Raw genomic sequence first — 25,732 nt, 5'->3', positions numbered from 1 at the left:
GCGGACATGCCTCAGCCGGTGCCGCCGGCCCGCTCGGTGCGGCGTCGTCGTGCCACGAGGGAGACGATCACGTACACGACCAGGGCGATGTTGATCACGGTCAACACCACGGACAGCTGCGGGGCGTCCGCTGGCCCCTGCATGGCGTTCAACGCATCGTGCAGGACGTGAATGCCGATCAAGGGCCACAGGAGCCGTCCCTGCCGGTAGGCCCAGGCGCTCAGCAGTGCCCAGGGCACCTTCTCGATCACAGCGATTCCGTAGTAGGCGTGGAAGGACAGCCGCGCGATGACGGCGAGGACGTACATCAGCCATGTCGGTACGTTCCAGAGTTCACACGTCCGGATGACGGCCGCGTTGGCGATGATCTCTTCGCTGACGCCGGCCGCGATCGACCAGGTGATCACATGGGCCAGCTGGAGCCCGAGATCCGCTTGGATCGAGAGCGCCGGAAAGTCGTGGCTTTCGGAAACAGCGTCGACAATCGCGCTGATCGGCATCGACAGCATCTGGGACACTACCCAGATACCGGCGGCGTAGAAGGCCGGGCGCAAACCGGAGGACGTGAGCCGACTCGCAGTGAGCGGCGCACCGGCCCTGCGAAACGTTGCAAGGACGACCAGGGCGACGACGATCGCCAAGCCGTTGAAGAAGATGCCGCGCCACAAGTCGGACGCGTCCGCCGAGCCTCCCGCGGTGGGTTCCACCAGCCGCGAGACAGCCAGATAGATCGGCCAGCCGAACGCCAGCGCATAGGCGCAGCACGCAACGGCCAGCAACAACGTCCGACGGCGACGGTCTCCTTCGGCCGGGCGGAGGCGAGCGAACGGCCAGAACCTGGTCCCAGTGGACAGTTCGAATTCGCGAGGATGTCGATTTGATCGCAATTGATTCCCTGCCCTCGATTCCTGTTGCGACCGGTCGAACCGGGAAATCCGGGTACTAAACAGAACATCCGCGACAGCCAATGCAGGCAGCGTAGCGCCGCACTCTGCGCAGCGCCCATCCACCGTGTCGCACAATGGAGTGGTTTCATCAGGCGCGGATGGCCTATGACGTTAATCCGACACAGGCGGGCCCAGTCGAACTCCCGCCAGCGCTCTCATTAATTCGACACGAAAAGGGCTTGCAATTCCTTGTCGGTGACGCCTCGCGAGTTGGCGCCGCGTAATTGGGCGAGGCGGACAAATCCACTTTGTGGGATTCGTCGCGGACGATGACGCGAGTTGAGGGTGCGGTGATGCAGCATGGCGTCCGCCGCCGCGGCGATGGCGGCTGAGTCAAAGGGCGTTGTCGCGGCGTTTCGTGTCGCTGCCGCGCGACTTGCGGATCGTGGGCCCGCCGAAGGCCTCTGAACGTCCCGAGAACACTGTCCCCACAAGGGAATCGACAGCCATCACAAGATCATGATCGCGAACAGCTACTCGCCGTCACCACCGACTACGAGCCAGAGCCGAACGTTTACAGTCCCTGGGGGTTACGTCGAGCGCCGTGGGGTGAGGGGGCGGACGCCGGTGGCGTCGTGGAGACGTTGTACGAGGTGGTTGTTGTCCAGGGTGAGACGTTGGATGTTGGCCAGGGCCAGTTCGAGGTGTTCGGTCAGGGACTGATTGTCGCGGCGGAGCCTGACGTTGTCGCGGTGGAGGCGGGCCACGCGGTTGTCCGTGCCGGTGCCGGGTTGTGGGGTGTTGGGCGTGCTTCGGGTCAGGGTGGTGGTGATGTCGGGGTAGTGGCGTCGGAAGGTGGTGTTGGCCAGGCCGAGGTGGCGGGCCAGTGCCAGGACGCTGGGTGCTCTGCCGTGCAGAGCGTCGAGATGAGCGATGGCGGCCTGCACGGTGGCGGGGTCGGGCAGTGCGTTGCGGCGGGTCACGGTGTCTCCGGGGTGTGGCGGCGCAGGAAGGTGTCGAGTCGGTGGCGGCGGTCGTGCAGGCGGTGGCGCAGCAGCGGAGGCAGGGCGGGGCGGATGGTCAGTTCGCGGTTGAGGTGGTCGAGTTCGGCGCGCAGGGCGGTGAGGTTGTCGGTGGTGAGTGCGGTGTTGGCGCAGTCGAGGGGGCGGCAGTCGCCGAGGGTGGGTGTGGTGGTCCCGCGGCTGTCGCGGGAGGGGTGGCACAGGGCGGTGTCGGGGTTGTAGACGCAGGTGGCGAACGTTCCGGGGTAGACGGCCGGGTCGGCGCGGCGCAGCAGCCGGGCCAGTCGGCGGGGGTCGGTGATCACGGTGCCGGGGAAGCGGGTGTGCTCGGCCAGTGCGGTCAGCCGCCGGTGGGCTTCGGGTGCGGCGGGTCCGGTCAGGGCGGGATGCTGGTGGGCGTCGGTGAGCGCGAGCAGGTGTTCGCCGCGGGTGAGGGCTTGTTCGGCTTCGACCTCGGCGCGGAAGCCGGAGTCTGCGATTGCCCGACGGCCGGGAATCGGGCGGATCGCCGGGTACACCCGCAGCTGGTCGTCGTGCTGTCAGCCGCGTGCGGAGCAGTCCCCGGCAGCGAGCCGGAAAGCACGAGCACCACGTTCAGTGAGCTGGCTGCGGAGACCTCGCGCAACGCCGAGAGCGTGCAGCGGTGCCCGACCGAAGGGCTGCGCGTGCACCTGGGACCGGGGGACAACAACATGCAGGCGGCCCACGTGCCGTTGCGTTTCACGAACACCTCGGCTGAGCCGTGCACTTTGCACGGTGCGCCTGGCGTCTCCTACGTCACCGAGGAAAGTGGGCAGCAGATCGGTCTGCCGGCGGAGCGGCACACTGACGGACCGGTGGTGACCCTGAAACCAGGAGAGACCGCATCCGCTGCCCTGTTCCTCTCGAGCGCACCGCGCAAGACGCCGGGCTGCGAGCAGGTGCATGCCGGCGGGTTGCGCGTCTACGCGCCGAACGGCATCCAACCGCGATTCGTCGGCCATGAGGGCACCGCGTGCGCATCGCCGCTCGAAGGACCTGCTCTGGATGTCGGTCCGGTCCAGCCGGGAGCCGACAACACCCGTATCTGAGAAGCGGCCGCGATCAGGTCTCGTCCCGCAACGAGTGGAGGAACCTCTGTGTGCGCTCGTGCTGCGGCGCGTCGAACAGTTCGGCGGGAGCGGCGGCCTCGATGATCCGGCCTTCGTTGAACATCAGCACGCGGTCGGAGATGTCTCGCGCGAACCTCATCGCGTGGGTCACGCAGAGCATCGTGACGTCGGTGGACCTGGCGACGTCACGGAGCACGTCGAGCACCTCCGCGGCGAGTTCGGGGTCCAGCGCCGACGTGACCTCGTCGAGCAGCAGCACCTCCGGCCGGATCGCCAGAGCCCGCGCGATCGCGACGCGTTGCTGCTGCCCGCCGGAGAGGTGAGCGGGGTAGGCGTCGAGCTTGTCCGACAGCCCCACCATCTCGAGCAGTTCCCGTGCCCTCGTGTCGGCCTCGTCCTTGGACATGCCGAGCACGTGCACGGGGGCCTCGGTGACGTTGCGCAGCACCCGCATGTTGGGGAAGAGGTTGTACTGCTGGAACACCATGGTGATCTTGCGGCGCACGGAGCGCAGGTGCTGCTCGCCGGCGGGAACGGGAGTTCCGTCGCGCATCTCGTGGAAGAGCAGGTCGCCGTCCACCGTGATCGTGCCGCTGTCCGGTTCGGTCAGCGTCATCAGCATCCGCAGGATGGTCGTCTTGCCCGACCCGCTGGGCCCGATGAGCGTCACCCGTTCCCCTGCGCCCACTCCGAACGAGAGGTCGTCGAGCACGAGGGTGTCACCGAACTTCTTGGTCACCCCGTGGAACGCGATCTGGTCGCGGTCTGCGGTGGTCATGCGTTATCCCTTCGGTACCGGCGTTCCGCGATCCGCACCGGCCAGGCGATGAGCAGCGCGGCCGCCAGGTAGAGCAGACCCGCCATGGTGATCAGCTCCAGGTACTGGAAGTTCTGCGAGCCGAGGGACTTCACGACGCTGAGCATCTCGGCCACCGTGATGACGGTGAGCTGGGGTGTGTCCTTGAACATCGAGATCGCGTAGTTGCCGAGCGCGGGTACGACACGGGGGATCGCCTGCGGAAGGATGATCCGCGTCCAGGTCCGGCGGCGCGGCATGCTCAGCGCTGTCGCCGCCTCCCACTGGCCGGCGGGCACGCCGTCGATGCCGGCGCGGTACACCTCGGAGGTGTACGTGGCGTAGTGCACGCCGAGGCCGATGGCGCCCGTGAGCATGGGTGAGAGTTCGACGCCGACCGTGGGCAGCACGAAGAACAGGAAGAACAGCTGGACCAGCAGGGGCGTCGACCGCACGAACTCGACCACGAACGCCACGGGCAGCCTGACCCACGGCCGGTGGCTGCGCCTGGCCAGTGCGAACACCAGCCCCAGCACGAGCGCGAGGACGTAGCCGAGCGCCGTGGCCTGTAGCGCGGTGAGGAGGCCCTGCAGCAGTGGCGGGACCGCGTTCCACGCGGTTTGCCAGTCGAAGCTCATGAGGTCCTCCCGCTGAGCAGGCCCGGCCGGACGGTCCGGCCGACCGAGGCGGCGGCCCGGCGCTCCACGAGACGCATCAGGATCGTGAGGACCAGAGCGATCACGCCATAACCCACGAGCAGGCCGAGGAACGTCATCGCGGTGTCCCCGGTGGCGGCCCGCACGATCTGGCCCTGGAAGGTGAGGTCCTGCAGGTACACCAGCGACACCAGGGCGGTGGCCTTGAGCAGCTCGATGAGCAGGTTTCCGAACGGCGGGACCATGGCGACGGCGGCCTGGGGGAGCACGATCCGCCGCATCCGTTGCCAGCGGGTGAAGTTGAGCGCGGTCGCGGCCTCGAGCTGGCCTACCGGCACGGACAGGATCGCGCCGCGCACGACCTCGGCTCCGTAGGCACCGATGTTCAGCGACAGCGCGAGAACGCCGGCGAACAGGGGGTCCAGCTGGAATCCCAGTCCAGGGAGGGCGAACACGAGCCAGAAGAGCACGACGAGGGCGGGCAACCCGCGGAAACCCTCGGTGTAGGCGAAGGCCAGCCCGCGCACCACTCGGCGGCGGGCGAGTCTCCCGAGCCCGGCGGCGAACGCGAACACCAGGCCCAGCAGCGCGCCGAACACGGTCAGCTGCAGGGTCACCAGGAGACCGTCGAGGAGGCGGAGCCACAAACCTCCGGACATGTCGGGGAGATCCTTCCGGTCAGGTGGCGGGCCGGCAGAGGCGTTCCGCCGTCAGGTCGGTCATCTCGGACTCGGAGAACCCGAACGGTCTGACGATCTCCAGCAGCTCCCCGCTGTCCTTGAGCTCGTGGAGTTCGGCGTTGAACGCGTCCCGGAGCCTCGTCTGGTCCGGCCGGAAGCCGAAGCCACCCGCCCCGTACCGCTCGATGCCGTCGATGACGGGGACGAACGGCTCGGTGAGCTCGAGTGGTACGCCGGGCCGGCGGGACAGCGCGTCCCGCAAGGAGATCGCGGTGAGCAGGAAGCCGTCGACGCGATCAGCGAGCAGTCCGTCGATCCCTCCTGCCTGGCTGGCGAACGTGACGACGCGGTCAGCGGGAACGCCGTAACCCGCTGCAACCTCCACCTCGACGCTGCCGAGCAACACCCCTAGCCGCAGGTCGTCGCGTTGTGCGAAGTCCTGGAGCGTCGCGGGTTCGCGCGGATCGTCGGAACGCACGAGCAGCGCTTCCGGAGCGTTGTAGTCCGGGTCGGAGAACAGGATCTGCTCGCACCGCGCCGGGGTGATGAACATCCCCGCAGCGATGACGTCGAAAAGGCCCGCGCGCAGGCCCGGGATCAACGATCCGAAGTCGGAGAGCGCGGGCACGACCCTGTCCACGCCCAGGCGGCGGAAGACGGCCTTGCCCACCTCGGGTGCCTCGCCGGTGAGGACACCTTCCCGGTTGACGTAGCCGTAGGGAGCCTCGTTGGCGAAGCCCATCCGCACCTCGCCCGCGGCGCGGAGCCTGTCGAGGAGGTTGCCGCCGTCGTTCTCCGCCTTCAGGTCGACGGCGCTGCAGGCCGGGATCAGGGTGGTCGCCAGGAGTCCCACACCGAGGAACCGCCTCCGGCTGACTTGCGATGAAGACACGAAGCGGTGTCCCAACCTCGACAACAGGGCGAGCCGACCGTAATCCTCAGTGGACGATCCGGAAGGTCGTGGTGCTGAACGAAAGGACATCGCAACATGGTCCACAGTGGATGATCTGCCTATGAGCGGCCTCACAGTTTTCGGGGTTGCGGCAGGTCAACCTGCTCTCGATGTGGCCCGAAGCAAATGTTGCATGCGACAAATATGTGCGCTGCCGGAGTGAGCTGTTACGTTCCGGCAGCATGTTCGGCAACCGGACGAAATGTGACGGCGAAGGCCGCGGACCAACATCAACCCTGCTCATCGACAGGCCGGACCAGCGCGATGGAACCGCGATGTGGCGCATCGCCCGGGACTCGGAAGTCCTCGACCTGAACTCGTCGTACTCGTATCTGCTGTGGGCGCGCGACTTCGCCGAGACGTCCGTGGTGGCACGGCTGGGCACCGACCTCGTCGGCTTCGTGACGGGATACCTGCGCCCCGACTCGCCCGGCACGTTGTTCGTCTGGCAGGTGGCGGTCGACGCCCGCCACCGCGGAAGGGGCGTGGCGGGCGCCATGCTCGAAGTTCTGGTGGAGCGGGCGTGCGCACGAGGTGCCCGTTTTCTCGAGACCACCATCACGCCGGCGAACCGGCCCTCGGTCGGTCTGTTCACCTCACTGGCCCGAACCTCCGGCGTCGGGCTCGAGCACCAGCCGTTGTTCCCCAGCGAGCTCTTCCCCCACGCACACGAGGCAGAAGACCTCTACCGCGTTGGTCCCTGGCCGAGCTGACGACGTCCCCACACCCCGGAGGAACTGAGAACCCGTGGACATCTTCCACAGCCTGGAGTCCGAGGTGCGCAGCTACTGCCGGAGCTGGCCGGTCGTGTTCGACCGCGCCACGGGCAGCTGGCTGCACACCGAGGACGGACGCCGTTACCTGGACTTCTTCGCCGGTGCGGGCGCGCTCAACTACGGCCACAACAACCCGGTCCTCAAACAGGCGCTGCTCGACTACCTCGCCGAGGACCGTGTGATCCACTCGCTGGACATGCACACCGCGGCCAAACGCGCGTTCCTGGAGACGTTCGACGAGCGCGTGCTCGCACCCCGGGCACTGGACTACAAGATCCAGTTCCCGGGGCCGACCGGCACGAACGCGGTGGAGTCGGCCCTCAAGCTGGCCAGGAAGGTGACCGGCCGCGAGTCCGTCGTCAACTTCACCAACGCGTTCCACGGCATGACCCTCGGCGCGCTGTCGGTCAGCGGTGACTCGATGAAGCGCGGCGGCGCGGGCATCCCGCTCGTCCACTCGACCCCGATGCCCTACGACAACTACTTCGACCGGCGCTACCCGGACTTCCTGTACTTCGAACGGCTGCTCTCCGACAGCGGCAGCGGGCTCAACAAACCCGCCGCGGTCATCGTCGAGTCCGTGCAGGGCGAGGGCGGGATCAACGCCGCGCGGTTCGAGTGGCTGGCCGGGTTGTCCGAGCTGTGCCGCAAGCACGGCATCCTGCTCATCGTCGACGACGTGCAGATGGGGTGCGGCCGGACCGGACCCTTCTTCAGCTTCGAGCCCGCCGGGATCACCCCGGACATCGTCTGTCTGTCGAAGTCGATCGGCGGGTTCGGTCTGCCGATGGCGCTCACGCTGGTGCGTCCGTACCTCGACGTCTGGGAGCCGGGCGAGCACAACGGGACGTTCCGCGGCAACAACGCCTCGTTCGTGACCGCCACGGCGGCGCTGGACACCTACTGGGCGGACGACACGCTGGAGAAGAGCACCCTCGCCAAGGGGGAGCAGGTCGACCGCGCGCTGCAGGACCTCGCGCGTGTCGTGCCCGGTGCCACGCCCAAGGGCCGGGGTCTGGCGCGCGGACTCGCGTTCGCGGACCCATCGATCGCCGGTCAGGTCGCGAAGGCGGCGTTCGAACGCGAGTTGCTCGTCGAGACGTCCGGACCGAGCGACGAGGTGGTGAAGCTGATGCCTCCGCTGACGATCACCGAGGACGAACTGGTCGACGGGCTCAAGCGGTTCACCGAGTCCGTTCTGTCCTGCGCGGCCGTCTGAACCAGGAGCGAGGAGAAACATGATCGTCCGTTCGTTGCACGACCTCGACGACACCGAGCGCGACGTCGTCACCCCCAACTGGCGCAGCAGGCGCATCGTCCTGGCCGGTGACCGGGTCGGGTTCTCGGTGCACGAGACGGTGCTGAAAGCGGGCACCGTCAACGACTTCTGGTACGCCAACCACATCGAAGCCGTGCTGTGCGTCGAGGGTGAGGGCGAGCTCACCGACAAGGAGACCGGGGAGGTGCACCAGCTCCGGCCGGGCACGCTCTACCTGCTCAACGGCCACGAGCGCCACCAGGTCCGTCCGAAGACCGACATCCGGACCGTCTGCGTGTTCAACCCGCCGGTGACCGGGCGAGAGGTGCACGACGAGAACGGCGTCTACCCGCTGGTGCGAGAAGAGGAGACCTCCGCATGACCGCGACCAGGATCGAGGACCGGTACCCGACCCGCACGCCGGACGAAACAGGTCTGATCACCAGGTCCGAACCGGTGGTGTGGCCGGGAGCGTTGCAGGGCCCTCTGGACGACGTGACGCTGGAGTCCTACGACGCCAAGGGTTTCCTGACCGCCGAGGGTTTGCTCCAGCCCGAGGAGGTGCTGTTCTACCGGCAGGAGCTTGACCGGCTGCGCACCGACGAGGGCATTCGCGCGGACGAGCGCACGATCGTCGAGAAGCGGTCGAACCAGGTCCGCTCGATCTTCGAGGTGCACCGGACCTCGGAGGCGGTCGCCGCACTGGCCGCCGATCCGCGCATCGCCGACCGGGCACGGCAGATCCTGGGCTCCGACGTCTACGTGCACCAGAGCCGGGTGAACTTCATGCCGAGCTTCACCGGCACCGGGTTCTACTGGCACTCCGACTTCGAGACCTGGCACGCCGAGGACGGCATGCCGCTGATGCGAGCCGTGAGCATCTCCATCGCGCTCACCGACAACCACCCCTACAACGGTGGGCTGATGCTGATGCCGGGCGCGCACCGCACGTTCGTCCCCTGCGTCGGCGAAACCCCGGATGACCACTACAAGGAATCGCTCAAGGAACAGGAAGTCGGCGTTCCGAGCCAGAACCACCTGACCGCCCTGGCGTCCGAGCACGGCATCGAACAGTTCACCGGCCCGGCCGGGTCCGCGTTGATGTTCGACAGCAACAGCATGCACGGCTCGGGCAGCAACATCACGCCGTTCGCCCGGTCGAACATCTTCCTGGTGTTCAACAGCGTGGAGAACACGCTCGTCGAGCCCTTCGCGGCAGCGAGTCCGCGGCCCGACTTCATCGCGTCGAGGGACTTCACGCCGATCGGCGGTGTCAGCGGCTCCTGACAGGAACCGGGAGGTGGAGGCGTTTCCCTCACCTCCCGGTCTCGTCCGTCTCGTCCCCGGCACCCTCGGTGGCACCGGTCGTCGCGGGCGGAAGTCAGCTGCCGGTCTGGCCGGCCCCGGCGTCGCAGAGGACGCCCAGCCGGTGCCGGGCGAGGCGGTGCAGCATCTCGCTGAGCGCCTCCGGCACGATCTGCCCCTCGAGGTCCTGGCGCGCGTCGAGCACCGTCCTCGAGACGACGGGCCTGGGCAGCACGCCGCTGAACTCCGCGGCGAGCCCGTTCGTCACCTGCATCACGTGCCGGTCGGTTCGTTCGACCTCGGCGGTGGTCATTCCGTTCCTCCTCGGCTCTTCCCGCACCTCCCATCGTCCGCGAGTCCGGCCGGACATCACCTGACGAGTCACTGACGATCCGTGCTGTGGGCAACAGTTGCGGGTACGCGGTGTCGTGAGAGCACCAGGCCGGCTGATTCGCACCTCGACGGAAGGAAGGTCGGACGATGGCCACCTCGACCCGCGATCGCTCGAACACCGGGTTCTTCGGACATCCACGTGGTTTGGCGAACCTGTTCGGCGTGGAGATGTGGGAACGCTTCTCGTTCTACGGGATGCAGGGCATTCTCACGATCTACCTCTACTACTCCGCCGCCGAAGGCGGTCTAGGACTGACGGAGACCACCGCGACCAGCATTGTCGGTGCGTATGGCGGCCTCGTGTACCTGTCGACGATCGTCGGCGCCTGGATCGCGGACCGCGTGCTCGGTTCAGAACGAACTCTCTTCTACAGCGCCGTTCTCATCATGGCCGGGCACATCTCGCTCGCGGTGGTGCCCGGCCTGGCCGGTGTCGCTCTGGGCTTCTGCGCTGTCGGCCTGGGCAGTGGTGGCCTGAAAGCCAACGCCACCGCGCTCGTCGGTGCCCTCTACACCGAGGGCGACGAGCGGCGCGACGCCGGGTTCTCGTTGTTCTACCTCGGTGTCAACCTCGGCGCGTTCGTCGGCCCGCTGCTCACGGGCCTCGCGCAGCAGCAGCTCGGCTTCCACTTCGGGTTCGGCCTCGCCGCGATCGGCATGGCCGCCGGCCTGGTCCAGTACACGATCGGCCGCAAGAACCTTCCACAGGAAGCGAACGCCGTGCCGAACCCGCTGCCGGCACGGGGACGCCTGGTCGCCGGAGCCGGGGCGGTGGTGGTCGTGGCCGTCGTGGCAGCGCTGGTGCTGAGCGGAGTAATCACGGCCGCGAACCTCGCCACGGTGACCGTCCTGGTCGTCGCGACGGCCGCCGTCGCATACTTCACCGTCATCCTGACCAGCAAGAAGATCACCCAGGTCGAACGGCGCCGGGTGCTGAGCTTCATCCCCATGTTCCTGTCCAGCTTCGTGTTCTTCTCGTTGTTCCAGCAGCAGTTCACCGTGGTCGTCCTCTACGTCGACCAGAGGCTCGACCGCACGCTGTTCGGCTGGGAGATGCCGGTCGCGTGGGCGAACTCCATCAACCCGATCTTCATCATCCTGCTGGCCGGAGCGTTCGCCGCCCTGTGGACCCGGCTCGGTCCCCGCCAGCCGTCGGCACCGGTGAAGTTCGCGCTCGGCACGGTCGTGATGGGCCTCGCCTTCCTGATGTTCCTGCCTTTCGCCGGCGGAACGGGCAACACGACGCCGCTGCTCGTGCTGGTGTTCATCCTGCTGACGTTCAGCGTCGCCGAGTTGCTGCTGTCACCGGTGGGCCTGTCGCTGTCGACGAAGCTCGCACCTCAGGCGTTCCGCACGCAGATGGTCGCGCTGAACTTCCTGTCCGTCGCGCTGGGCACGGCCACGGCAGGCGCACTGGCGCGCTACTACAGCGTTGACGACGAGGGCACGTACTTCAGCATCGTGGGTGGTGTTGCGGTGGTCTTCGGAGTGCTGCTCGCCCTGGCGAGTCCATTCATCCGCAAGCTGATGAGCGGGGTGCGTTGAGGTCAGATCCGGGGGAGCTGTTTGGTCCGAGCCAGCAGCAACACAGTGCGGGCAGGATGTTCCCGACCTGGTGAGCGACGATGGCGCCGATCAGGCTGCCGGTGGACATCCTGGCCAGTCCGATCGGGATCGGCAGCACGAGCAGCAGCGGCGTGCGCAGCAGTTCCAGGTGCGCCAGGGAGAACAGCCCGCTCGTCACCACGAGGACGACCCAGCGGTTGATCCTCCAGCGCCCGCCACAGGGCGCCCCGGAGCAGCACTTCCTCGGCCGCGGGCGCGATGAGTCACATGACGAGGAACGCGGTCACGGCCGCGCCGGCGGGAAGCTCCCGGTCCGCCAGCGCCTCACCGACGGAGGAGGTGGCCCGGTCACCTGCCCAGTGCATCCACGCCGTGGCAGCGGGAATGGTGATCAGCAGGCCGCCGAGCCCGATCGCCGCACCGGCGCCCACCGGACCCGAGGGCGAGCTCCTGACGCAGCCGTGTGCTCCACGATTCGGCACCGGACAACGCCGTGACCGCGATCGCGACGAGCGCGGCAACGAGAGGAGGGACGATCAGCAGCAGCACCAGCAGTCCGCTGTCGGGCAGCTGTCCCCTCTCGGCGCTCGCGGGGTCCGCGGCCCTGTACAAGACCAGTGTCAGCGCCAGGAAGGCCACCTCGGCGGCGACGAACACGATGAGTATGCGCAGGCCGGACGTGAACCCGCTCGGCTGTTCGTGCATCCGGCCTCTCTAGACCCGTCTTCCGCACATAGAAGTGAGTGACTTGATCAGGCGGCCCAGTGGCTGCCTGATCAGGGAGTTCTGCCAGGGTGTCCGGTCGTGGATCAACGTGGACAGCGGGCCCGGTATGTGACGGCGAGGCTGGAGAAGTCGCTGGGCGCGTTGCCGGTCGTGGCCGACTACTGCCGCCGCCTGGACCTGGCCGGGATCATCGACCGGGCGTGTCCGGTGCGTGATCTCGCGCATCTGAGCCACGGCCAGGTGATCGAGGCGCTGATCGCGAACCGGCTCACCTCGCCCGCGCCGCTGGTCCGGGTATCGGAATGGGCCGGCCAGTGGGCGGTCGAGGAGGTTTTCGGCATCGCCGCCGAGCTGCTCAACGACGACCGGATCGGCCGGGCGCTGGACGCGATCGCGCCCGAGCTGGACGGGATCATCGGATCCGTTGGGGCCCAGGCGATCTCGGCGTTCGGGCTGGAGGTGTCCCGGCTGCACTGGGACATGACCTCGATCTCCCTGCACGGGGACTTCGCCGGCAACGACGAGGACTACCCGGCCCCGAAGTACGGCCACCCCAAAGACCGCCGCCACGACCTCAAACAGATCCAGGCCGGGCTGGCGGTCACCTCCGACGGCGCGGTCCCGGTGTTCCACCGCGCCTACGACGGCAACGCCGGCGAGGTGACTCAGGTCGTCGCGGCGATGACCGCGCTGACGAAAATGGCCGCGCCGCGGGACTTCTTGCTGGTCGGGGATTCCAAACTGGTGTCCTACAGCAACCTTGTGGCGATGGCTGATGCCGGTGTCGCGTTCCTGGCGCCCGCGTCCAAGACCTACGTCCCGGCCGCTGTCCTTGCCACGCTGGACATCCACGCCGCAGTCGAGGTCGACCACGTGGCCGAACGAGACCTGGGAAAGCCTACCGCCGAGCAGGGCCGGTGGCGGGTGCTCGAGGACACTATGACGCTGACCGGGCCCCGCAAGAAGGACCCCGTGCTCACGCTGCGCCGGGTGTTCGTGCACTCCACCGCCCGCGCCCAGGCCGCCGTCACCGCACGAGAACGCAAACTCGCCCAGGCCCGCGCCGACCTGGGGCGGCTGGCACGCGGGCTGGGCAGCCGGCACTATCCCGACGCCGCGTCAGTCACCGCCCGGATCGCCACGATCAGCAAGGCCCGCCGGGTCAGCGCCTTGCTGCGCGCCACGGTGAGCACCGACCCCGCCACCAGCAAACCCGCCCTGGCCTGGGAGTTCGACGACCAGGCCCTGGCCGCCGAGGCCGCCCTCGACGGCTGGCACGCGCTGCTGACCAACCTTCATCCCGCCGACGCCGACACGGCCGAAGTGCTGCGCCGCTACAAGGGCCAGGAAACCGTCGAACGCCGCTACGGCGCGTTCAAGGGACCACTCGCGGTGGCGCCGCTGTTCCTCAAGAACAACCGGCGCATCGCCGCGCTGATCACCGTGATCTGCCTGGCACTGCTGATCTTCTGCCTGATCGAACGCCAGACACGACTCGCGATCGCCCCGCACACCACACTCGACGGACTCTACGTCGGACGCCCCGCCAAACCCACCGGCCGGCTGATCTTCGAGGCGCTGGCCCGGCTCCGGCTCATCCCTGCCACCGCGAACGAACCTCCCGGCATCCCGCAACCACCACCACTACAGGCCACACTCCTGGCCCTGCTAGAGGTTGATCCAACCAGGCGAAGATGATCAAATCCCACCTCGGAAATGATCACCAAAGTTGATCAACCCCCATGTGCGGAACGCGGGTCTAGACGGTCAGCGGGCAAGCGGGCACCACGGCGACGGAGCACCGTGCGTGGGTGAGCGCGGCACGACTGACCGAACCGAACACCGCCCTGTGCACGACACCGTGCCCGCGGTCGCGGACGACCAGGAGCCGAGCGTGTTCAGACTCGTCGAGCAACGGGTCGACGTCCTCGCGCACCGGGCGCAGCTCGCACCCGTGGCGGTCCGCGTAGGCGGAGGCGAACCGCAGGGCAGGCATGGTCTCGGCCGTGCCGTCGACCCCGACGACCACCGGGCCGCTCCTGTTCGCCGGCCCGCCGCGTACGGCGACGACGGGCCGGTCCGCCCGGTGCACCAACTCCCCGGCCGTGGAACTTGCCACGACGCGTGCCAGCACCCCCGGCTCGGGCGGCCCGACCACCAGCAGGTCCGCGTCGACCGTCCGGGCCGTCTCGGCCAGGGCCGTGGCGGCCCTGCCGGGCACGACCTCGATGTCGACGTCCAGACCGGGCTGGGCCCGTCGGCACTCCAGCGCGGCGGCGGCGACCTGCTCCTCGGCCTGGCGGAGGAGTGGCGTGTCGTCGAACACGGCGGCCGCACCCCAGCCAGGCGCCGCCACGGTGCCCCACGCACTGGTGACCGCCGTGAGATGTGCGTGAACGAGCAGCAATGGAAGGCGGCGGTGAGCAGCTTCGGCCGCTGCCCAGAGGATGGCCTCGCATGCGCGGTCGGAACCGTCGAAGCCCGCGACGACACCTCCTCGGCGACCGGGCTCTGCGAACGGGTTGGCAGCTGACATGTCTCACCTCGAAGCTCGCGGTGCACGTCGGAACGGAGCTCGACGGCGTCGGTGGGGAAGAACGTCGAACGCCTCAGCGCCTGTCGTCGTCCTGCAAGTCACCGTATGCACCCCGACGCCCGCGGTGCACGGCCGAAATCCTTGCCCTGGGGAAACGTTGCAGAGACGAAAGGTGGGCGACCCGCTCCGCGGGCGGTTGACCGTGACGAGCTGGGTAGTCTGTGGCACCGACAAGATGATCGTTCGCGGAGACTACGGCCGTGCACCGGCGGGAGCCGAACGGCTCGTGCTCGGTCACGAGTCGCTTGCCCGTGTCCGGGAAGCGCCGCAGGCAGTGGCTTTTGCACGGGAGACCTCGTTGCCGGTGTGGTGCGCCGGCGTGATCCTGTCCCCTGTGGAGCCTGCGCCGCGGGCGAGTTCGACATGTGCCGCAACGGCAAATACACCGAGCACGGCATCGGAGCGGGTCCTGGTGACGGGTGCCGGGCCCATCGGCCTGCTGACGGCGATGCTGGGTGTCCAGCGAGGCCTGGACGTGCACGTGCTCGACAGGGTGAGCGACGGCCCGAAACCGCGGCTCGTGCGGGAGTTCGGCGCGACATACCACCACGAGGAGTCCGAGACCCTGGCCGCGCGGCTGCCGCCGGACGTGGTGGTCGAGGCGACCGGAGCGGGCAAGGTCGTGGTCGACGTCCTCGGCGGTACCGCGCCGTACGGGATCGTGTGCTTGACCGGGGTGTCCACGGGTGCCCGCGTGCTGCGGTTCGACGCCGGCGCGGTGATCCGCGAACTCGTGCTCGAGAACGACGCCGTAATCGGGTCGGTCAACGCCAACCTGCGCACTACCGGGCGGCTGCGGAGGCGTTGGCCGGCGCCGACCCCGGCTGGCTCGGCGGCCTGATCGTCACCGCGCGTAGGCCAGGACGGCGAAGTTGGAAACGTCTGGTACATGCAACTGTTGTATCGGCGTTGCTCTGGTAACGGCCTGGTCGCGCGAGGGGGTCACGAGGATCGTGCGGTACCCACTGGAAGTGGGCACCGCGTGGAAGGCGAGGTCAGATCCAACCCAGATCGCTACCGTTCACCGGCGGTTCTCCGCCCGCGGTGGTGAAGGCGTTGAGCGCGTCGACGAGGCCCTGTCGCTGGGCCTCCGGCATTCGCTCCACGATCTTCCTGATCGCGACGCGGCGCCGGCGGGTGACGTCCCGGACGAGTTTCCGGCCGGACTCGCTCAGCTCGATGACGACCTCGCGGCGCGAGGCGGGGTTCGGCTGGCGCGCGACCATCTCCAGCGCGAGCAGTCGGTCGACGGTCCTGGTCGCGGTCGACGGGTTGACGCCGAGGTGGTCAGCCAGCGTCGTCAGCTTCATCGACCCTCTGCTCTGCAGCACTACGAGCGCGCGGAACTGCGGCAGCGTGATCGTGTCGCCGGAGGCGGCGATCGAACGCGCGGACACGGCGACGAGCAGGCGCGACGCCGTGAGCACGGCGTCGGCGAGAGCGTCGACGCCGCTGGAGCCGACCTTGGACCGAGTCATGGCTCAGTTCTACCCCACCAGCGGTCGGTCGCCACCGAGACGAACCGCCGGCCGCCACGAGCATCCACTGTGGATCGGCATCAGCGGGCTGTGAAACGGGAGGAACCACATGAGGAGAGATCATGCCGTCAACAGGGATCGTTCGAGGAGCATCTATCGCGGCGGCGGTCTGCTGACGGTGACAGCCGCGGGGTGTGGCGAGCCCCAGAAGGTGCCGGAGAGCGGAACCATCGGCACCAACGCCGACTTCGGCGAGATCCAGCTGCGCAACGTCCACCTCCGCCCGCCCGACGGCCACGCGTTCCGGCCCGGTGATGACTATGTGGTCAGCCTGGTCGCGTGGCATGGTTCACGAGTCGTTGCTTCCACCGGAGTTCTGATGATCTCCGTGGTAATGAAGATGGGATTTCTGGACTTCCTCGACGCTCAAAGACGATCGGGATTCGGCCCGTCTCGCCTGGTCAGCGGGCTGGCCACGCGTGAGAAGACAGCACCATCCGCGCAGCATGACTTGCTGTTCTTGCTGGTCAGAAGATCCACCCGGCTAGCCGATCTTCGAACTCCAGAGGTGAAGATGCTGCTAGGTCTGGAGAGATGCAGGCGAGCGGTGACCCTTATGGCCGATTCCGGCCGAACTTCCGGGCAAGGGCTCCTCGTTTAACTGTCTATCTGCCGCAGAACCTCGGTGCTGGAAGTGCTGAGCTTCAGCCGGCGAGGTCGAGGTCCTGCTCATGGCGAGGAGGCCCTCGACCCGCCCGAACCTCACGGATTCTGGTCGGTCTTGTCCTGGCTTGCGTCTGTTCCGATGGGCTTGACCGCGTTCGGTCCTGGGTGGTCGATGGTGTAGACGGTGGGCTTGGCGTAGCTGATGTTGATCTGTTCGTAGCTGGCGCGGTAGTCGTCGGGTAGTTCGTTGTCGGCGATGATTACCTGCAGCCGGCCAGGCAGGGTGCCGACGAGCGTGGTGAGCCGGGCGTACATCGCCTTGCTGACATTCGCGGCGGTGTTAAGCGCCATGCGAGGACTGTCGATCAACAGGAACATGGGGTAGGGCGAGTCAGGGGTTCGCAGCGCGACGGCGATGAGCGAGCACCAGTAGGCGATCTGCGTGGCGGTCGTGATGCCGCCGGCCAGCTGGTTGTTCTTGGAGAACACCCCACCGTTGATCACGGGCAGGTACTTCTTCGGGTCGATGGCCGCGGAGTTGACGCCAGGGATCCCGATCCTCGCCACGGTCTCGGCGAACTCCCTGCTGAGCGCGTCGATCACCTCAGTGCGTCGGTCTTCCAGCGCCTGCCGAGCAAGTTTGATCTCCTCCTCGACCCCCGCACGCTTGGAGGTCAGGGTGATCGAGTGCTGCTTGAGGTCGGCGACGACATCCCACTGCCGAAGGATGCCTTCCCACCGCTCCTGATCGCTCCATAAGCTTGTTGATGTCCAGGACGAGGTGTTCTGGATGCCCAGGACGGCGGGGTGTGGCTGATGTCTGCTTGCCGCTGGGTGGCTCTCCGGGAGTAGCCGCCTCGCTGTTCTGGACGCCCTGGCCGCTGATTGAAAAGTGTGCGTGTGGTCGCTGTTTATGGAGCTGCTGGCGGGGCCGTCCACGGGGTTGAGCGATGGAAAGGGGAGGGCGGACCGCATGGCGGTGCGCGAGAGGATCTGGGTGGGCATCGACGTCGGCAAGGCCGGTCACCACGCGTGTGCGGTCGACGACTCCGGCAAGGTCGTGTTCAGCCAGAAGGTGGTCAACGGCCAGGCGGCGATCGAGGAGTTGATCGCCCGCGCGGGGCGCAAGGCCCGCGAGGTGGTGTGGGCGGTGGACATGACCTCGGGCACGGCGGGGTTGCTGCTGGCGCTGCTGCTGCAGACGGGACAACCGGTGCTGTATGTGCCGGGCCGGTTGGTCAACCGGATGGCCGGCGCGTTTCCCGGCGAGGGCAAGACCGACGCCAAGGACGCCCGCACGATCGCCGAGACCGCCCGCCTGCGAGGCGACCTCACTCAGGTGAGCAACCCGGACGAGATCGCGGCCGACCTGCGGATCCTGACCGCGCGCCGCGAGGACCTGATGGCCGACTGGGTGCGTGGGGTCAACCGGCTGCGTGAACTGCTCGCCTCGATCTTCCCCGCCCTGGAACGCGCTTTCGACTACTCCACCCGCTCGGCACTGGTCCTGCTCACCGGCTACTGCACCCCGGCCGGTATCCGGGACGCGGGCGCGGGCGGCCTGACCGAGCATCTGCGTGCCGGTGGCGCGTGGCCCAAGGGAATTCCGTCCATGGTGGACAAAGCGATTGCCGCTGCGGCCGAGCAAACCGTTGCCCTGCCGACAGAAACCATCACCGCGCCACTGATCATCAGACTGGCCCGGCAGCTGCTCGAGCTCGATCGCGAGATCAAGGATCTCGACAAGCACATCACCGAGCGCTTCGGTGAACATCCGCATGCCGGTCCGATCACCAGCGTCGACGGGTTCGGACCGATCCTGGGTGCGCAGCTGCTGGCCGACACCGGCGGCGACCTGCGCGCGGCGTTCGGCAACTCCGGCCGCATGGCCGCCTACGCCGGACTCGCCCCGGTACCACGCGACTCCGGGCGAGTGCGGGGCAACCTGCACCGGCCCAAGCGCTACCACCGCGGCCTGCGCCGCGTCTTCTACCTGGCCGCCCTGTCCTCGATCAAGGTCCAGGACGGCCCGTCCCGACGCTTCTATCCGCGCAAACGAGATGAGGGCAAGCGTCACACCCAAGCGCTCATCGCACTGGCACGCCGACTGGTCGACGTCATCTGGGCACTGCTGCGTGACGGCCGGGAGTTTCATCGCTCACCACTCACAGCCCAGGCCGCTTGACCTGATCATTGAAACTCCTGGACTTGGCCAGCGCCTCGGCGGCGTCGCTGAACGCTTGAAGCCGGGGGCTAATTCGGTCAGCGGTCCGCTGTTCGATCTGAGCGTTGAGCATGCCGATCAGCCGGTTCTTCTCCGCCATCGTCTGCTCCACGAGTGACTTCTGGCCGCTCAGGGCAACGATCTGCTCGCTCATCTCCAGGATTTGCTCACGCAGTTGCCGCGTCTCGTACTTCTCGTCCGTGACGGTCTCGTCGACGGGGTCCGGCTGAAGGCACAGACGGCAGGCGCCTGCAGGGATGTTCCGCTCTTTGACGGACTGCATGCACCGCGGGCACACGGTGAATTCGATGTTGGCCAGCACCAGGTTGGCTTCACGCATCCGGCTGAGCCGGTCCAGGTCCGCTTCTACACGTTGGCGTTCGGCGGTGAGCTGTGATTGGCGGCGGTCGAGTTCTGCGATGTTCGCGGCCAGCTCCGCAGTGCCGCGCTCGGCTTCGGTGAGCAGGTCGCGCAAGGCTCGGGTGTGGTTGTCCGCCACTGGGTCGAGCTCGTTGCGCAGCTGAGCCAGTCGTTGGCGTGCGTCTGTCTCAGTTAGCGCTGCGGCCCGCAGCTGTTGTTCTGCGTCTGCCTTCTCGCGGGTGCCGCTGTTTCGCAGGAAACCGACAACGGTCTTGTGGCGCCCCTCGGCCTTGAGAATCTCTTCCTGAAGGAGGTTGGACTGCGTGCGGAGGTCGAGGATCTCTGCGTCGGTGAGGCCGAACAGGAGCTCGAAGACGATGCGGCGCTTGGGTTCTCGGAAGCTGTCCTGGCTGTGGGCGATGTCGTGGTTGATCTGCCGCTGAGCGATGTAGAGGTAGGTGAGGACGTCCGCGAAACTGACGCGGTTGCCTGCCTTCTTGCCCTTCTCGGTGCTGGCACGCAGATCGTCGCGCAGGCCCAACGACCTCATGAGCAACGAGTTCAGCGAGTGTTCGGCGTCGAGTCTCGTGCTGTGATCCGGCAGCCGCTCCTGCGTGATGAGGTCGGTCACCCGGACCGTGCTTCGCTTGGACCGATCGAGACTCCGGGTGAGCTGGAGCTGCTCGTCGCCGATCTTCACCTGCAAGGTCACAGCATCGATGTACTTCTCAGCGACAGGAGCCAGAGTCGCATCAAGTCCAAATCCGAACTTGATCAGTTCGAGGAGGGTCGTCTTCCCGACCCCGGTCGGACCGGCAAGAACGGTCAGGTCGGAGGCGAAGCGGTACTCTGCCGGGCCCTCGGTCGTGTCGAGGCGGACCAGGTCGATCCGGAAGCGAGTCGTTACCGGATCTCCTGCCGGTGCGGGCGGTTCATCAAGTCAGCCAATCGGTCGTAGATCCGTTCCTTGAGGTCGTGACCCGTCATACCGGAGGACGCTTCCGCGATGGCGGCACTGCGTTCCGCGACGCTCGACCACTCGGTGCTGCCGGCGAGCCTGGCGGCGGCCTTGCGACCAGCCGGTGTGGGAGCCACCGCCATGCTTCCCCTGCGGGACTTGACATAGCGCAACAGTCCTCGGCCGATCAGCGCTCCGAGAATCGCGTAGTAGCGGTCGTCCCAAGGGCCGTACTTATACCTGATCATCGGTGCTTCCACATCCGTAGGAGAAGCATCCTGCTCGATGGGCAGGTGCAGCCGCGGGTCGTCCTGGTCGAGATCGTCCAGCACCACAGGGCCCAACGCCGGATAGCGCAGCAGGAAGTCGAGCTTGGCGAGCTTGGTGAGGCCGTCAAGCTTGCTGGCGTGTCCGTCGGCGCCGGCCACCGCGGCGACCAGCAGGAGGACTCTGGCCTGGTGATAGGCGAGATCCTCGCGGAGCATCGCGAGCTCGGACTTCTCCAAGTCGATCACGGCTGCACCGCCATTCCGTCTGACCGCCTGCTCGCGATCATCGCGATGATGTCGAACTTCGGGCCGAACCAGATTTCACACCGGTTCGACAGATCGCAGATACCACCGAGTGCGATGTCGCTGTCGACGCCTGCAGGAAGTTGGCCAGCCTCCTGCAGTTCGACAAGCTTCCGCTCCAAGGCTCTCCAGAGCGTGGTGCCGGAGAGCTCAAGGTCGCCCATCTCGTGATCGCTGGCCCGGCGGAGCAGTCCTTCGAATTTCTTCCGTGCGGCCCGTGCACCTGGATCACCGCTCTCCTGATCCCGCCAGTAATCCTCGTAATCGACACGCAGCGCCGTAGCTCGACCGACAGCGTTCGGGGAACAGCCGCCCACAGACATCTTGATCTCAACCCGCGAAACAGCTGGAAGAGGCGGCACAACGGCGAAGGCGTCCGGAAACGCGATCGCGGTCTCGATCGCTACAAGAATGTCCTCCAGCTTGACCAATCTCTGCGAGATGCGACGGCGAACATCTGGATCAACGCCGCCGCTCCGGTCACGTTGTAGAACCGCTGGAAGGTCGCCATAACTGGTCTCGCCGTGGGACTGCATGCGTTTGCGGAAGATCGACAACACTGCCTGCCACACCGCTTCACAATGGGCGGTGCTGAGACCCATGCGCTCAAGCACAGGCTTGACGTACGTCGTAGGAGCGGCGTCGCGAACCACGCCGACACTCATCTCAACAGTCGTGATCCGTAGCGACGCGAGAAAACCCACGACCTCGCGAATCTGCTCCTGCTCTGGAACTCCCGGCTCATCCTTGGGATTCCAGCGTACTGCCGTGCGCTCATCGTGAGCCTTGATCGCTTTGTGCAGCTGTCTGACGACCGCAAGTTCCTCTTCTTGAAGAACCAGTTCGTTTCCTGCGGCACGAAGCACCTGCAAACGGTTGGCGGCATGCTTCAGGTCTCGCGCAGGACCAATGGTGAGTCCGCCGGTAGTGACAAGGCGGCACATCGGCTCCTGCTCCAACGCAAACCACCGGTTGAACAGGTGCGCGAGGCCGCCTTTGTCGGCAAGAAGGTTCACTGTGGTGTACGCACCTGTATCAGCACTGCGATGCTTACCCGAGACCAGTTCTGTGCCGTCTCGGCCGAACAGGACCCAGTCCTCGTGCCACTCGCAGAGGACAAAGTCGTCGCACTCGGGATCGAGAGTGCCGTCGTCCTTCAAGGCCCCGAAGAAGAGCGCGAGCCCGTCCGCCGCGGCCATCGCGGCCTGCCACTCGTAGAGGTCATCCGTGCTGGCTCCTGCGTCATCCAGTTGGGTGACCAGAGCCAACGCTTCAAGATCGTCCGCTCGGGTGGGAGGAGGGGCCCAAAGAGAGAGTTGCGCCGGCGTCGAGACCGCAGAAGAGCGCGCGAAACCCGGCTTACCTGCGGGTTCGGCATCAAGTCCTCTGGAGGCACGCTGCGGACTTTATATGCCTGACCGACTCCAAGGCGAAATTCCAACTCGACTTGGATTCTTCAAGAAGCGAAGGGGACGACCCTATCTCTGCGACCCCGGTGCTCGGCGCTGATGTGGTGCGCGTCCTGATGACCCAGAGGCATGGGCGGCGGGTCGACGACGGTAGATGGACCAATACCCGCCTTGTGCTGGCCACTGTAGACGGTCACGTCTATCCACATTGGACTTCCTGGGCCATCGTGGGGCCATTGGACGTCGCGGCCCAATGAGACACGATGGGTCTTGACCAGGCAAAACATGCCGATGGGGCCGTCTCCGGGAGATGTCCCGAAAATGGCCCCATCGTGGCCCGTCAGCTCTGGTCGGCCCACCACTTCTGGCCGGCCTCGCCGAGCGTGGAGATCGGGTCGTAGTAGGGGTAACGGCGGTCGAGTGCCTCCGGGTCCTCCAGCTCGATCCCGGTCCGGTAGTTCTTCGTCCAGTAGGAAATGCCCAGGTCACGGTCGTACTCGGCGAGCTGGTTGACCCAGCGCTTGCCGACGTACGGCACGTCGCAGACGATCCGCGGCGTGGCGTAGCCGGGCAGGTAGCCCATGATCGAGTGCTGGAGTTCCTGGGCCTCCGCGACCGACACCCTCCAATGTTCTGCGTTGGGGATCATGTCGCACATGTAGAAGTAGTACGGCAGGATGTTCGCTTCCCCTTGCAGCGCAAAGCAAAGGTCCAGCAGGTCGTCCGACGTCGCGTTGACGCCCTTCATCAGCACGCCCTGGTTGCGCACGTCGCGCACGCCGACCTCGAGCGCGGTCCGCGCGGCCTCGGCGACGAGGGGCGTGACGGACTGGGCGTGGTTGACGTGGGTGTGGATCGCCAGGTTGACGCCTCGGCGGGAGGCGGTGCGGGCCACGCGCTCCAGGCCCTCGACCACGCGCGGCTGCAGCCAGTGCTGGGGGAGGCCTGCCAGTGCCTTGGTGGCCAGGCGGATGTCGCGGACGGTTTCGATGTCGAGCAGGCGCATCAGGAACGACTCGAGCTGCGGCCACGGGACGTTGGCCACGTCGCCGCCGGAGACCACCACGTCGCGGACGCCGGGGGTCTTCTTGAGGTACTCGATCATCTGGTCCTGGCGGTCGACCGGCTTCAGGGTGAGCTTGTGCTTGTCGATCAACGGCGTGGAGTTGCCGACCAGGTCCATGCGGGTGCAGTGGCCGCAGTACTGCGGGCAGGTCGACACCATCTCGGCCAGGACCTTGGTGGGGTAGCGGTGGGTCAGGCCCTCGACGACCCACATCTCCGCCTCGTGCAGCGAGTCGCGCTGGGAGTGCGGATGGGACGGCCAGTGCGGGTCGCGGTCCGAGGAGACCGGCAGCATGTAGCGGCGTACCGGGTCGGCCAGGAAGGCCTCGGTGAACTCGTCGGGCACCAGCGCCGCGTCGACCGCCATCGTGTTGAACATCTGCGGCGGGAGCAGCATCGACATCGTCGCGAACTTCTCCTGGTCCGCGGCGAGGTCGTCGTAGAACTTCTCGGTCAGCAGGTCGCCGGCGACCTTGCGGAGCTGCTTCACGTTCTTGACGCAGTTCACCCGCTGCCACTGGGCGTCGCGCCACTGTGCCTCGGTCACGTGTGACCAGCCGGGGAAGCGTCGCCAGTCGGGTTCGACCAGCTCCCGGCGGACGTACGTGTACGGCTGGCGGTCCAGCCGCTCCAGCGCCGTGGTGGCGTCGTGCAGCGCGGTCATCCGTACTCCTCAGCGTCGAGGTCGCGTAAAGATATCCTGTCACATCGCTAGCTCGCCGTAAATATTTCAGATCAAGCCCTGGTGGAGGGTGGGTCGGGAGCATTTGAGGGTTGCCGTACGTTCAGTAGGCATGCCCCTCTTCGCGCTGCTGCTGCTCGGGTTCTTCGCCGAGATCGCGGTCATGGTCGCCGTCGGCAACGCCATCGGCGGGCTCTGGATGATCGCGTTGCTCCTGGTCGGCACCCTCGTCGGACTGTCACTGGTGCGCCGGCAGGGCGCGCAGACGATGGCCGCGTTCCGCGAGTCGGTGTTGCAGCGCCAGCAGCCGCACCAGGAAATGGCGGACGGCGTGCTGATCGCGGTCGCCGGTGCGTTGATCATGGTGCCGGGATTCATCAGCGACGTGGCGGCGTTGTTCCTGCTGTTCCCGCCGACGCGCCGGATCGTGAGCCGCCGGATCGCGCGGAAGGCCGAGGCGGCGGCGCTCAAGTTCGAGCACGAACGGCGCTTCGGCGCCGGTCAGGTCGTCGAAGGTGAAGTCCTCGACGTCGACGCGGACCCGGTGGTCATCACCGAGCGGCCCGAGCTCAGGTGATCCGCGCGTACCGGCCCGCTGACCTGGACGCGCTCTACGACATCTGCCTGGACACCGGCAACGGTGGCCTCGGCGCGCGTCACCTGTTCGACGACCCGCGCCTGCTCGGCCACGCCTACGTGGGCCCGTACGTGGCGTTCGAGTCTGACCTGGTGTTCGTCGTGGAGGACGACGAAGGGGTCTGCGGGTATGCGCTCGCGGCGGCCGACAGCGAGGCGTTCGAGGACCGCTGCGACCGCGACTGGTGGCCTGACCTGCGGGTTCGCTATCCGCTGACGCCGGACGCGAACCGGGTCGTGCAGCAGATCCACCAGCCGGCGCGCGTCGACCCGACGCTGGCGCTGGACTATCCGGCGCACATGCACGCGAACCTGCTGCCTCGCGCGAAGGGCAAGGGGTTCGGGGGCGCGGTCGTGCGCGCCGTGCTGGAACGTCTGGAGAAGGGCGTTCATGTGCACGTGCGGCACCACAACACACACGCGGTCGGCTTCTGGGAGCACCTCGGCTTCCGTGTGGTCGACTCCGCGGACAAGCTCGTCCTCGGACTGCGCCTCTAGGCGAGAAGGTCCTTCACCAGCAGGTCGAAGTCGACGGTCTCCCGCCCGGCCGGCACCGCGGCGTAGGTGGAGTCCAGGAACCGCTCCAGCTCCGCGGCCGACAGGTGGAAGACGGCGTGCGAGTCCTCGGTGAACAGCTCCAGCACGAGCCGATCGCCCTCCTCTGGCCACAGGCGCACGTCACCGAGCCCCGCCGGCGACCCCAGCCCGTCCGCGAGCAGCTCGCGCCCGACCAGCCAGACCGACTCCTGGTCCCTGGCGTGAAAACGCATGGTCACGGCGTGCGGGTCGGCTGAGCGGTAGTGGAGGTCGACGTTCATCGGCTCGATGGAACCGTCCGGCCGGACGAACTCAACGACGGTGGCAGTGCCGACCCTGGTCTCGTTGAACATCGCCGTTCCTCCTCCACGGTGAGGGTGCTGCTCTACACACGCGCGCGCTTCGCGATCGGTTCAAAGCTTTCTTGAACTTCTCTTCTGG

30 protein-coding genes are annotated in these 25,732 nt (G+C 67.1%); 12 read left to right on the top strand and 18 right to left on the bottom strand.

All coding sequences use genetic code 11. The features are described 5' to 3' along the window. Nucleotides 1-11: 11 nt before the first annotated feature. From ACRSBM_RS20925 to ACRSBM_RS20915, 3 genes are all read right to left on the bottom strand, one after another. Nucleotides 12-782 (bottom strand): CPBP family glutamic-type intramembrane protease, encoded by a 771-nt coding sequence (locus ACRSBM_RS20925; protein ID WP_434445314.1) that lies wholly within the window; start codon nucleotides 780-782, stop codon nucleotides 12-14. A 695-nt stretch (nucleotides 783-1,477) separates the two neighbouring features. Then, entirely contained in the window at nucleotides 1,478-1,870 is a 393-nt protein-coding gene (locus ACRSBM_RS20920; RefSeq protein WP_434445313.1) for a hypothetical protein, read from the bottom strand. Then, entirely contained in the window at nucleotides 1,867-2,214 is a 348-nt protein-coding gene (locus tag ACRSBM_RS20915) for a hypothetical protein (protein WP_434445312.1), read from the bottom strand. Before ACRSBM_RS20915 ends, ACRSBM_RS20920 begins: the two co-directional genes overlap by 4 nt. A gap of 81 nt (nucleotides 2,215-2,295) precedes the next feature. On the opposite strand from ACRSBM_RS20915, the gene ACRSBM_RS20910 reads away from it, so the two are divergent. Further along, a complete protein-coding gene (locus ACRSBM_RS20910) occupies nucleotides 2,296-2,979 on the top strand; it encodes a DUF4232 domain-containing protein (RefSeq protein ID WP_434445311.1) in 684 nt (227 codons plus the stop codon). 13 nt (nucleotides 2,980-2,992) lie between these two features. Here the strand turns inward: ACRSBM_RS20910 and ehuA are convergent, their stop codons facing one another. From ehuA to ehuB, 4 genes are read right to left on the bottom strand one after another with little or no spacing between them, the layout of a single operon-like run. Further along, nucleotides 2,993-3,778, bottom strand: a complete 786-nt coding sequence (gene ehuA, locus ACRSBM_RS20905; RefSeq protein WP_434445310.1) for an ectoine/hydroxyectoine ABC transporter ATP-binding protein EhuA — start codon at nucleotides 3,776-3,778, stop codon at nucleotides 2,993-2,995. Further along, on the bottom strand, nucleotides 3,775-4,434 hold the full coding sequence (gene ehuD / locus ACRSBM_RS20900) for an ectoine/hydroxyectoine ABC transporter permease subunit EhuD (protein WP_434445309.1): 660 nt from the start codon (nucleotides 4,432-4,434) through the stop codon (nucleotides 3,775-3,777). Before ehuD ends, ehuA begins: the two co-directional genes overlap by 4 nt. Further along, entirely contained in the window at nucleotides 4,431-5,111 is a 681-nt protein-coding gene (ehuC, locus tag ACRSBM_RS20895) for an ectoine/hydroxyectoine ABC transporter permease subunit EhuC (protein ID WP_434445308.1), read from the bottom strand. Before ehuC ends, ehuD begins: the two co-directional genes overlap by 4 nt. A 19-nt stretch (nucleotides 5,112-5,130) precedes the next feature. After that, entirely contained in the window at nucleotides 5,131-5,985 is an 855-nt protein-coding gene (gene ehuB / locus ACRSBM_RS20890) for an ectoine/hydroxyectoine ABC transporter substrate-binding protein EhuB (RefSeq protein WP_434445307.1), read from the bottom strand. 281 nt (nucleotides 5,986-6,266) lie between these two features. Between ehuB and ectA the strand changes: the two genes are divergently transcribed. The 4 genes from ectA to thpD are packed head-to-tail and all read left to right on the top strand — an operon-like array spanning nucleotide 6,267 to nucleotide 9,405. Then, nucleotides 6,267-6,797: a diaminobutyrate acetyltransferase gene (ectA, locus tag ACRSBM_RS20885; protein WP_434445306.1), complete on the top strand. Its 531-nt coding sequence runs from the start codon at nucleotides 6,267-6,269 to the stop codon at nucleotides 6,795-6,797. A gap of 34 nt (nucleotides 6,798-6,831) precedes the next feature. After that, the gene (gene ectB, locus ACRSBM_RS20880) at nucleotides 6,832-8,079 is read left to right on the top strand and encodes a diaminobutyrate--2-oxoglutarate transaminase (protein ID WP_434445305.1); all 1,248 of its coding nucleotides are present in this window, start codon (nucleotides 6,832-6,834) and stop codon (nucleotides 8,077-8,079) included. Between the two features lie 19 nt (nucleotides 8,080-8,098). Beyond that, a complete protein-coding gene (locus ACRSBM_RS20875) occupies nucleotides 8,099-8,500 on the top strand; it encodes an ectoine synthase (RefSeq protein ID WP_434445304.1) in 402 nt (133 codons plus the stop codon). Further along, nucleotides 8,497-9,405, top strand: a complete 909-nt coding sequence (gene thpD, locus ACRSBM_RS20870) for an ectoine hydroxylase (RefSeq protein ID WP_434445303.1) — start codon at nucleotides 8,497-8,499, stop codon at nucleotides 9,403-9,405. The genes ACRSBM_RS20875 and thpD overlap by 4 nt, the downstream gene beginning before the upstream one ends. A gap of 94 nt (nucleotides 9,406-9,499) precedes the next feature. Here the strand turns inward: thpD and ACRSBM_RS20865 are convergent, their stop codons facing one another. Beyond that, on the bottom strand, nucleotides 9,500-9,736 hold the full coding sequence (locus ACRSBM_RS20865; RefSeq protein ID WP_434445302.1) for a hypothetical protein: 237 nt from the start codon (nucleotides 9,734-9,736) through the stop codon (nucleotides 9,500-9,502). Nucleotides 9,737-9,903: 167 nt separating this feature from the next. Here ACRSBM_RS20865 and ACRSBM_RS20860 point away from each other — a divergent pair, with 167 nt between their 5' ends. Further along, on the top strand, nucleotides 9,904-11,361 hold the full coding sequence (locus tag ACRSBM_RS20860) for a peptide MFS transporter (protein ID WP_434445301.1): 1,458 nt from the start codon (nucleotides 9,904-9,906) through the stop codon (nucleotides 11,359-11,361). On the opposite strand, the gene ACRSBM_RS20855 is transcribed toward ACRSBM_RS20860, so the two are convergent. Then, nucleotides 11,330-11,584 (bottom strand): CPBP family glutamic-type intramembrane protease, encoded by a 255-nt coding sequence (locus ACRSBM_RS20855; protein ID WP_434453154.1) that lies wholly within the window; start codon nucleotides 11,582-11,584, stop codon nucleotides 11,330-11,332. The genes ACRSBM_RS20860 and ACRSBM_RS20855 overlap by 32 nt on opposite strands. Nucleotides 11,585-11,730: 146 nt before the next feature. Beyond that, the gene (locus tag ACRSBM_RS20850; RefSeq protein WP_434445300.1) at nucleotides 11,731-12,087 is read right to left on the bottom strand and encodes a hypothetical protein; all 357 of its coding nucleotides are present in this window, start codon (nucleotides 12,085-12,087) and stop codon (nucleotides 11,731-11,733) included. A 99-nt stretch (nucleotides 12,088-12,186) separates the two neighbouring features. Here ACRSBM_RS20850 and ACRSBM_RS20845 point away from each other — a divergent pair, with 99 nt between their 5' ends. Next, nucleotides 12,187-13,806 carry an IS1634 family transposase gene (locus tag ACRSBM_RS20845; RefSeq protein ID WP_434445299.1) on the top strand — a complete coding sequence of 540 codons (1,620 nt, stop codon included), beginning with the start codon at nucleotides 12,187-12,189 and terminating at the stop codon, nucleotides 13,804-13,806. Nucleotides 13,807-13,867: 61 nt separating this feature from the next. Here ACRSBM_RS20845 and ACRSBM_RS20840 read toward each other — a convergent pair whose 3' ends face one another. After that, on the bottom strand, nucleotides 13,868-14,644 hold the full coding sequence (locus ACRSBM_RS20840) for a universal stress protein (RefSeq protein WP_434445298.1): 777 nt from the start codon (nucleotides 14,642-14,644) through the stop codon (nucleotides 13,868-13,870). On the opposite strand from ACRSBM_RS20840, the gene ACRSBM_RS20835 reads away from it, so the two are divergent. Next, on the top strand, nucleotides 14,556-15,545 hold the full coding sequence (locus tag ACRSBM_RS20835) for a hypothetical protein (RefSeq protein ID WP_434445297.1): 990 nt from the start codon (nucleotides 14,556-14,558) through the stop codon (nucleotides 15,543-15,545). The genes ACRSBM_RS20840 and ACRSBM_RS20835 overlap by 89 nt on opposite strands. A 154-nt stretch (nucleotides 15,546-15,699) precedes the next feature. On the opposite strand, the gene ACRSBM_RS20830 is transcribed toward ACRSBM_RS20835, so the two are convergent. After that, a complete protein-coding gene (locus tag ACRSBM_RS20830; protein ID WP_434445296.1) occupies nucleotides 15,700-16,182 on the bottom strand; it encodes a MarR family winged helix-turn-helix transcriptional regulator in 483 nt (160 codons plus the stop codon). A 109-nt stretch (nucleotides 16,183-16,291) separates the two neighbouring features. Here ACRSBM_RS20830 and ACRSBM_RS20825 point away from each other — a divergent pair, with 109 nt between their 5' ends. After that, complete coding sequence (locus tag ACRSBM_RS20825) at nucleotides 16,292-16,843, top strand: hypothetical protein (protein ID WP_434445295.1); 552 nt, start codon at nucleotides 16,292-16,294, stop codon at nucleotides 16,841-16,843. Nucleotides 16,844-16,944: 101 nt separating this feature from the next. On the opposite strand, the gene ACRSBM_RS20820 is transcribed toward ACRSBM_RS20825, so the two are convergent. Then, nucleotides 16,945-17,853, bottom strand: coding sequence for a hypothetical protein (locus ACRSBM_RS20820; protein WP_434445294.1), 909 nt, complete (start codon nucleotides 17,851-17,853; stop codon nucleotides 16,945-16,947). Between ACRSBM_RS20820 and ACRSBM_RS20815 the strand changes: the two genes are divergently transcribed. Next, nucleotides 17,822-19,033, top strand: a complete 1,212-nt coding sequence (locus tag ACRSBM_RS20815; protein WP_434445293.1) for an IS110 family transposase — start codon at nucleotides 17,822-17,824, stop codon at nucleotides 19,031-19,033. The two genes, ACRSBM_RS20820 and ACRSBM_RS20815, sit on opposite strands and share 32 nt — an antisense overlap. Here ACRSBM_RS20815 and ACRSBM_RS20810 read toward each other — a convergent pair. From ACRSBM_RS20810 to ACRSBM_RS20795, 4 genes are all read right to left on the bottom strand, one after another. Further along, entirely contained in the window at nucleotides 19,014-20,315 is a 1,302-nt protein-coding gene (locus tag ACRSBM_RS20810) for an AAA family ATPase (protein ID WP_434453152.1), read from the bottom strand. The genes ACRSBM_RS20815 and ACRSBM_RS20810 overlap by 20 nt on opposite strands. A gap of 20 nt (nucleotides 20,316-20,335) precedes the next feature. Continuing rightward, nucleotides 20,336-20,905, bottom strand: coding sequence for a hypothetical protein (locus ACRSBM_RS20805; RefSeq protein ID WP_434445292.1), 570 nt, complete (start codon nucleotides 20,903-20,905; stop codon nucleotides 20,336-20,338). Beyond that, the gene (locus tag ACRSBM_RS20800) at nucleotides 20,902-22,230 is read right to left on the bottom strand and encodes a hypothetical protein (RefSeq protein ID WP_434445291.1); all 1,329 of its coding nucleotides are present in this window, start codon (nucleotides 22,228-22,230) and stop codon (nucleotides 20,902-20,904) included. The genes ACRSBM_RS20805 and ACRSBM_RS20800 overlap by 4 nt, the downstream gene beginning before the upstream one ends. Before the next feature lie 481 nt (nucleotides 22,231-22,711). Next, a complete protein-coding gene (locus ACRSBM_RS20795; protein WP_434445290.1) occupies nucleotides 22,712-24,100 on the bottom strand; it encodes a KamA family radical SAM protein in 1,389 nt (462 codons plus the stop codon). A gap of 130 nt (nucleotides 24,101-24,230) precedes the next feature. Here ACRSBM_RS20795 and ACRSBM_RS20790 point away from each other — a divergent pair, with 130 nt between their 5' ends. Beyond that, nucleotides 24,231-24,695 (top strand): FxsA family protein, encoded by a 465-nt coding sequence (locus tag ACRSBM_RS20790; protein WP_434445289.1) that lies wholly within the window; start codon nucleotides 24,231-24,233, stop codon nucleotides 24,693-24,695. Then, nucleotides 24,692-25,252, top strand: coding sequence for a GNAT family N-acetyltransferase (locus ACRSBM_RS20785; protein ID WP_434445288.1), 561 nt, complete (start codon nucleotides 24,692-24,694; stop codon nucleotides 25,250-25,252). Before ACRSBM_RS20790 ends, ACRSBM_RS20785 begins: the two co-directional genes overlap by 4 nt. On the opposite strand, the gene ACRSBM_RS20780 is transcribed toward ACRSBM_RS20785, so the two are convergent. Further along, nucleotides 25,249-25,644, bottom strand: coding sequence for an SsgA family sporulation/cell division regulator (locus ACRSBM_RS20780; protein ID WP_434445287.1), 396 nt, complete (start codon nucleotides 25,642-25,644; stop codon nucleotides 25,249-25,251). The two genes, ACRSBM_RS20785 and ACRSBM_RS20780, sit on opposite strands and share 4 nt — an antisense overlap. Between the last annotated feature and the right edge of the window lie 88 nt (nucleotides 25,645-25,732).

It is taken from the genome of Lentzea xerophila (assembly GCF_051094245.1).
Classification (GTDB): Bacteria; Actinomycetota; Actinomycetes; order Mycobacteriales; family Pseudonocardiaceae; genus Lentzea; species Lentzea xerophila.
The sequence above is the reverse complement of the archived record's forward strand: the minus strand, read 5'-3'. Positions and strand labels throughout refer to the sequence as shown.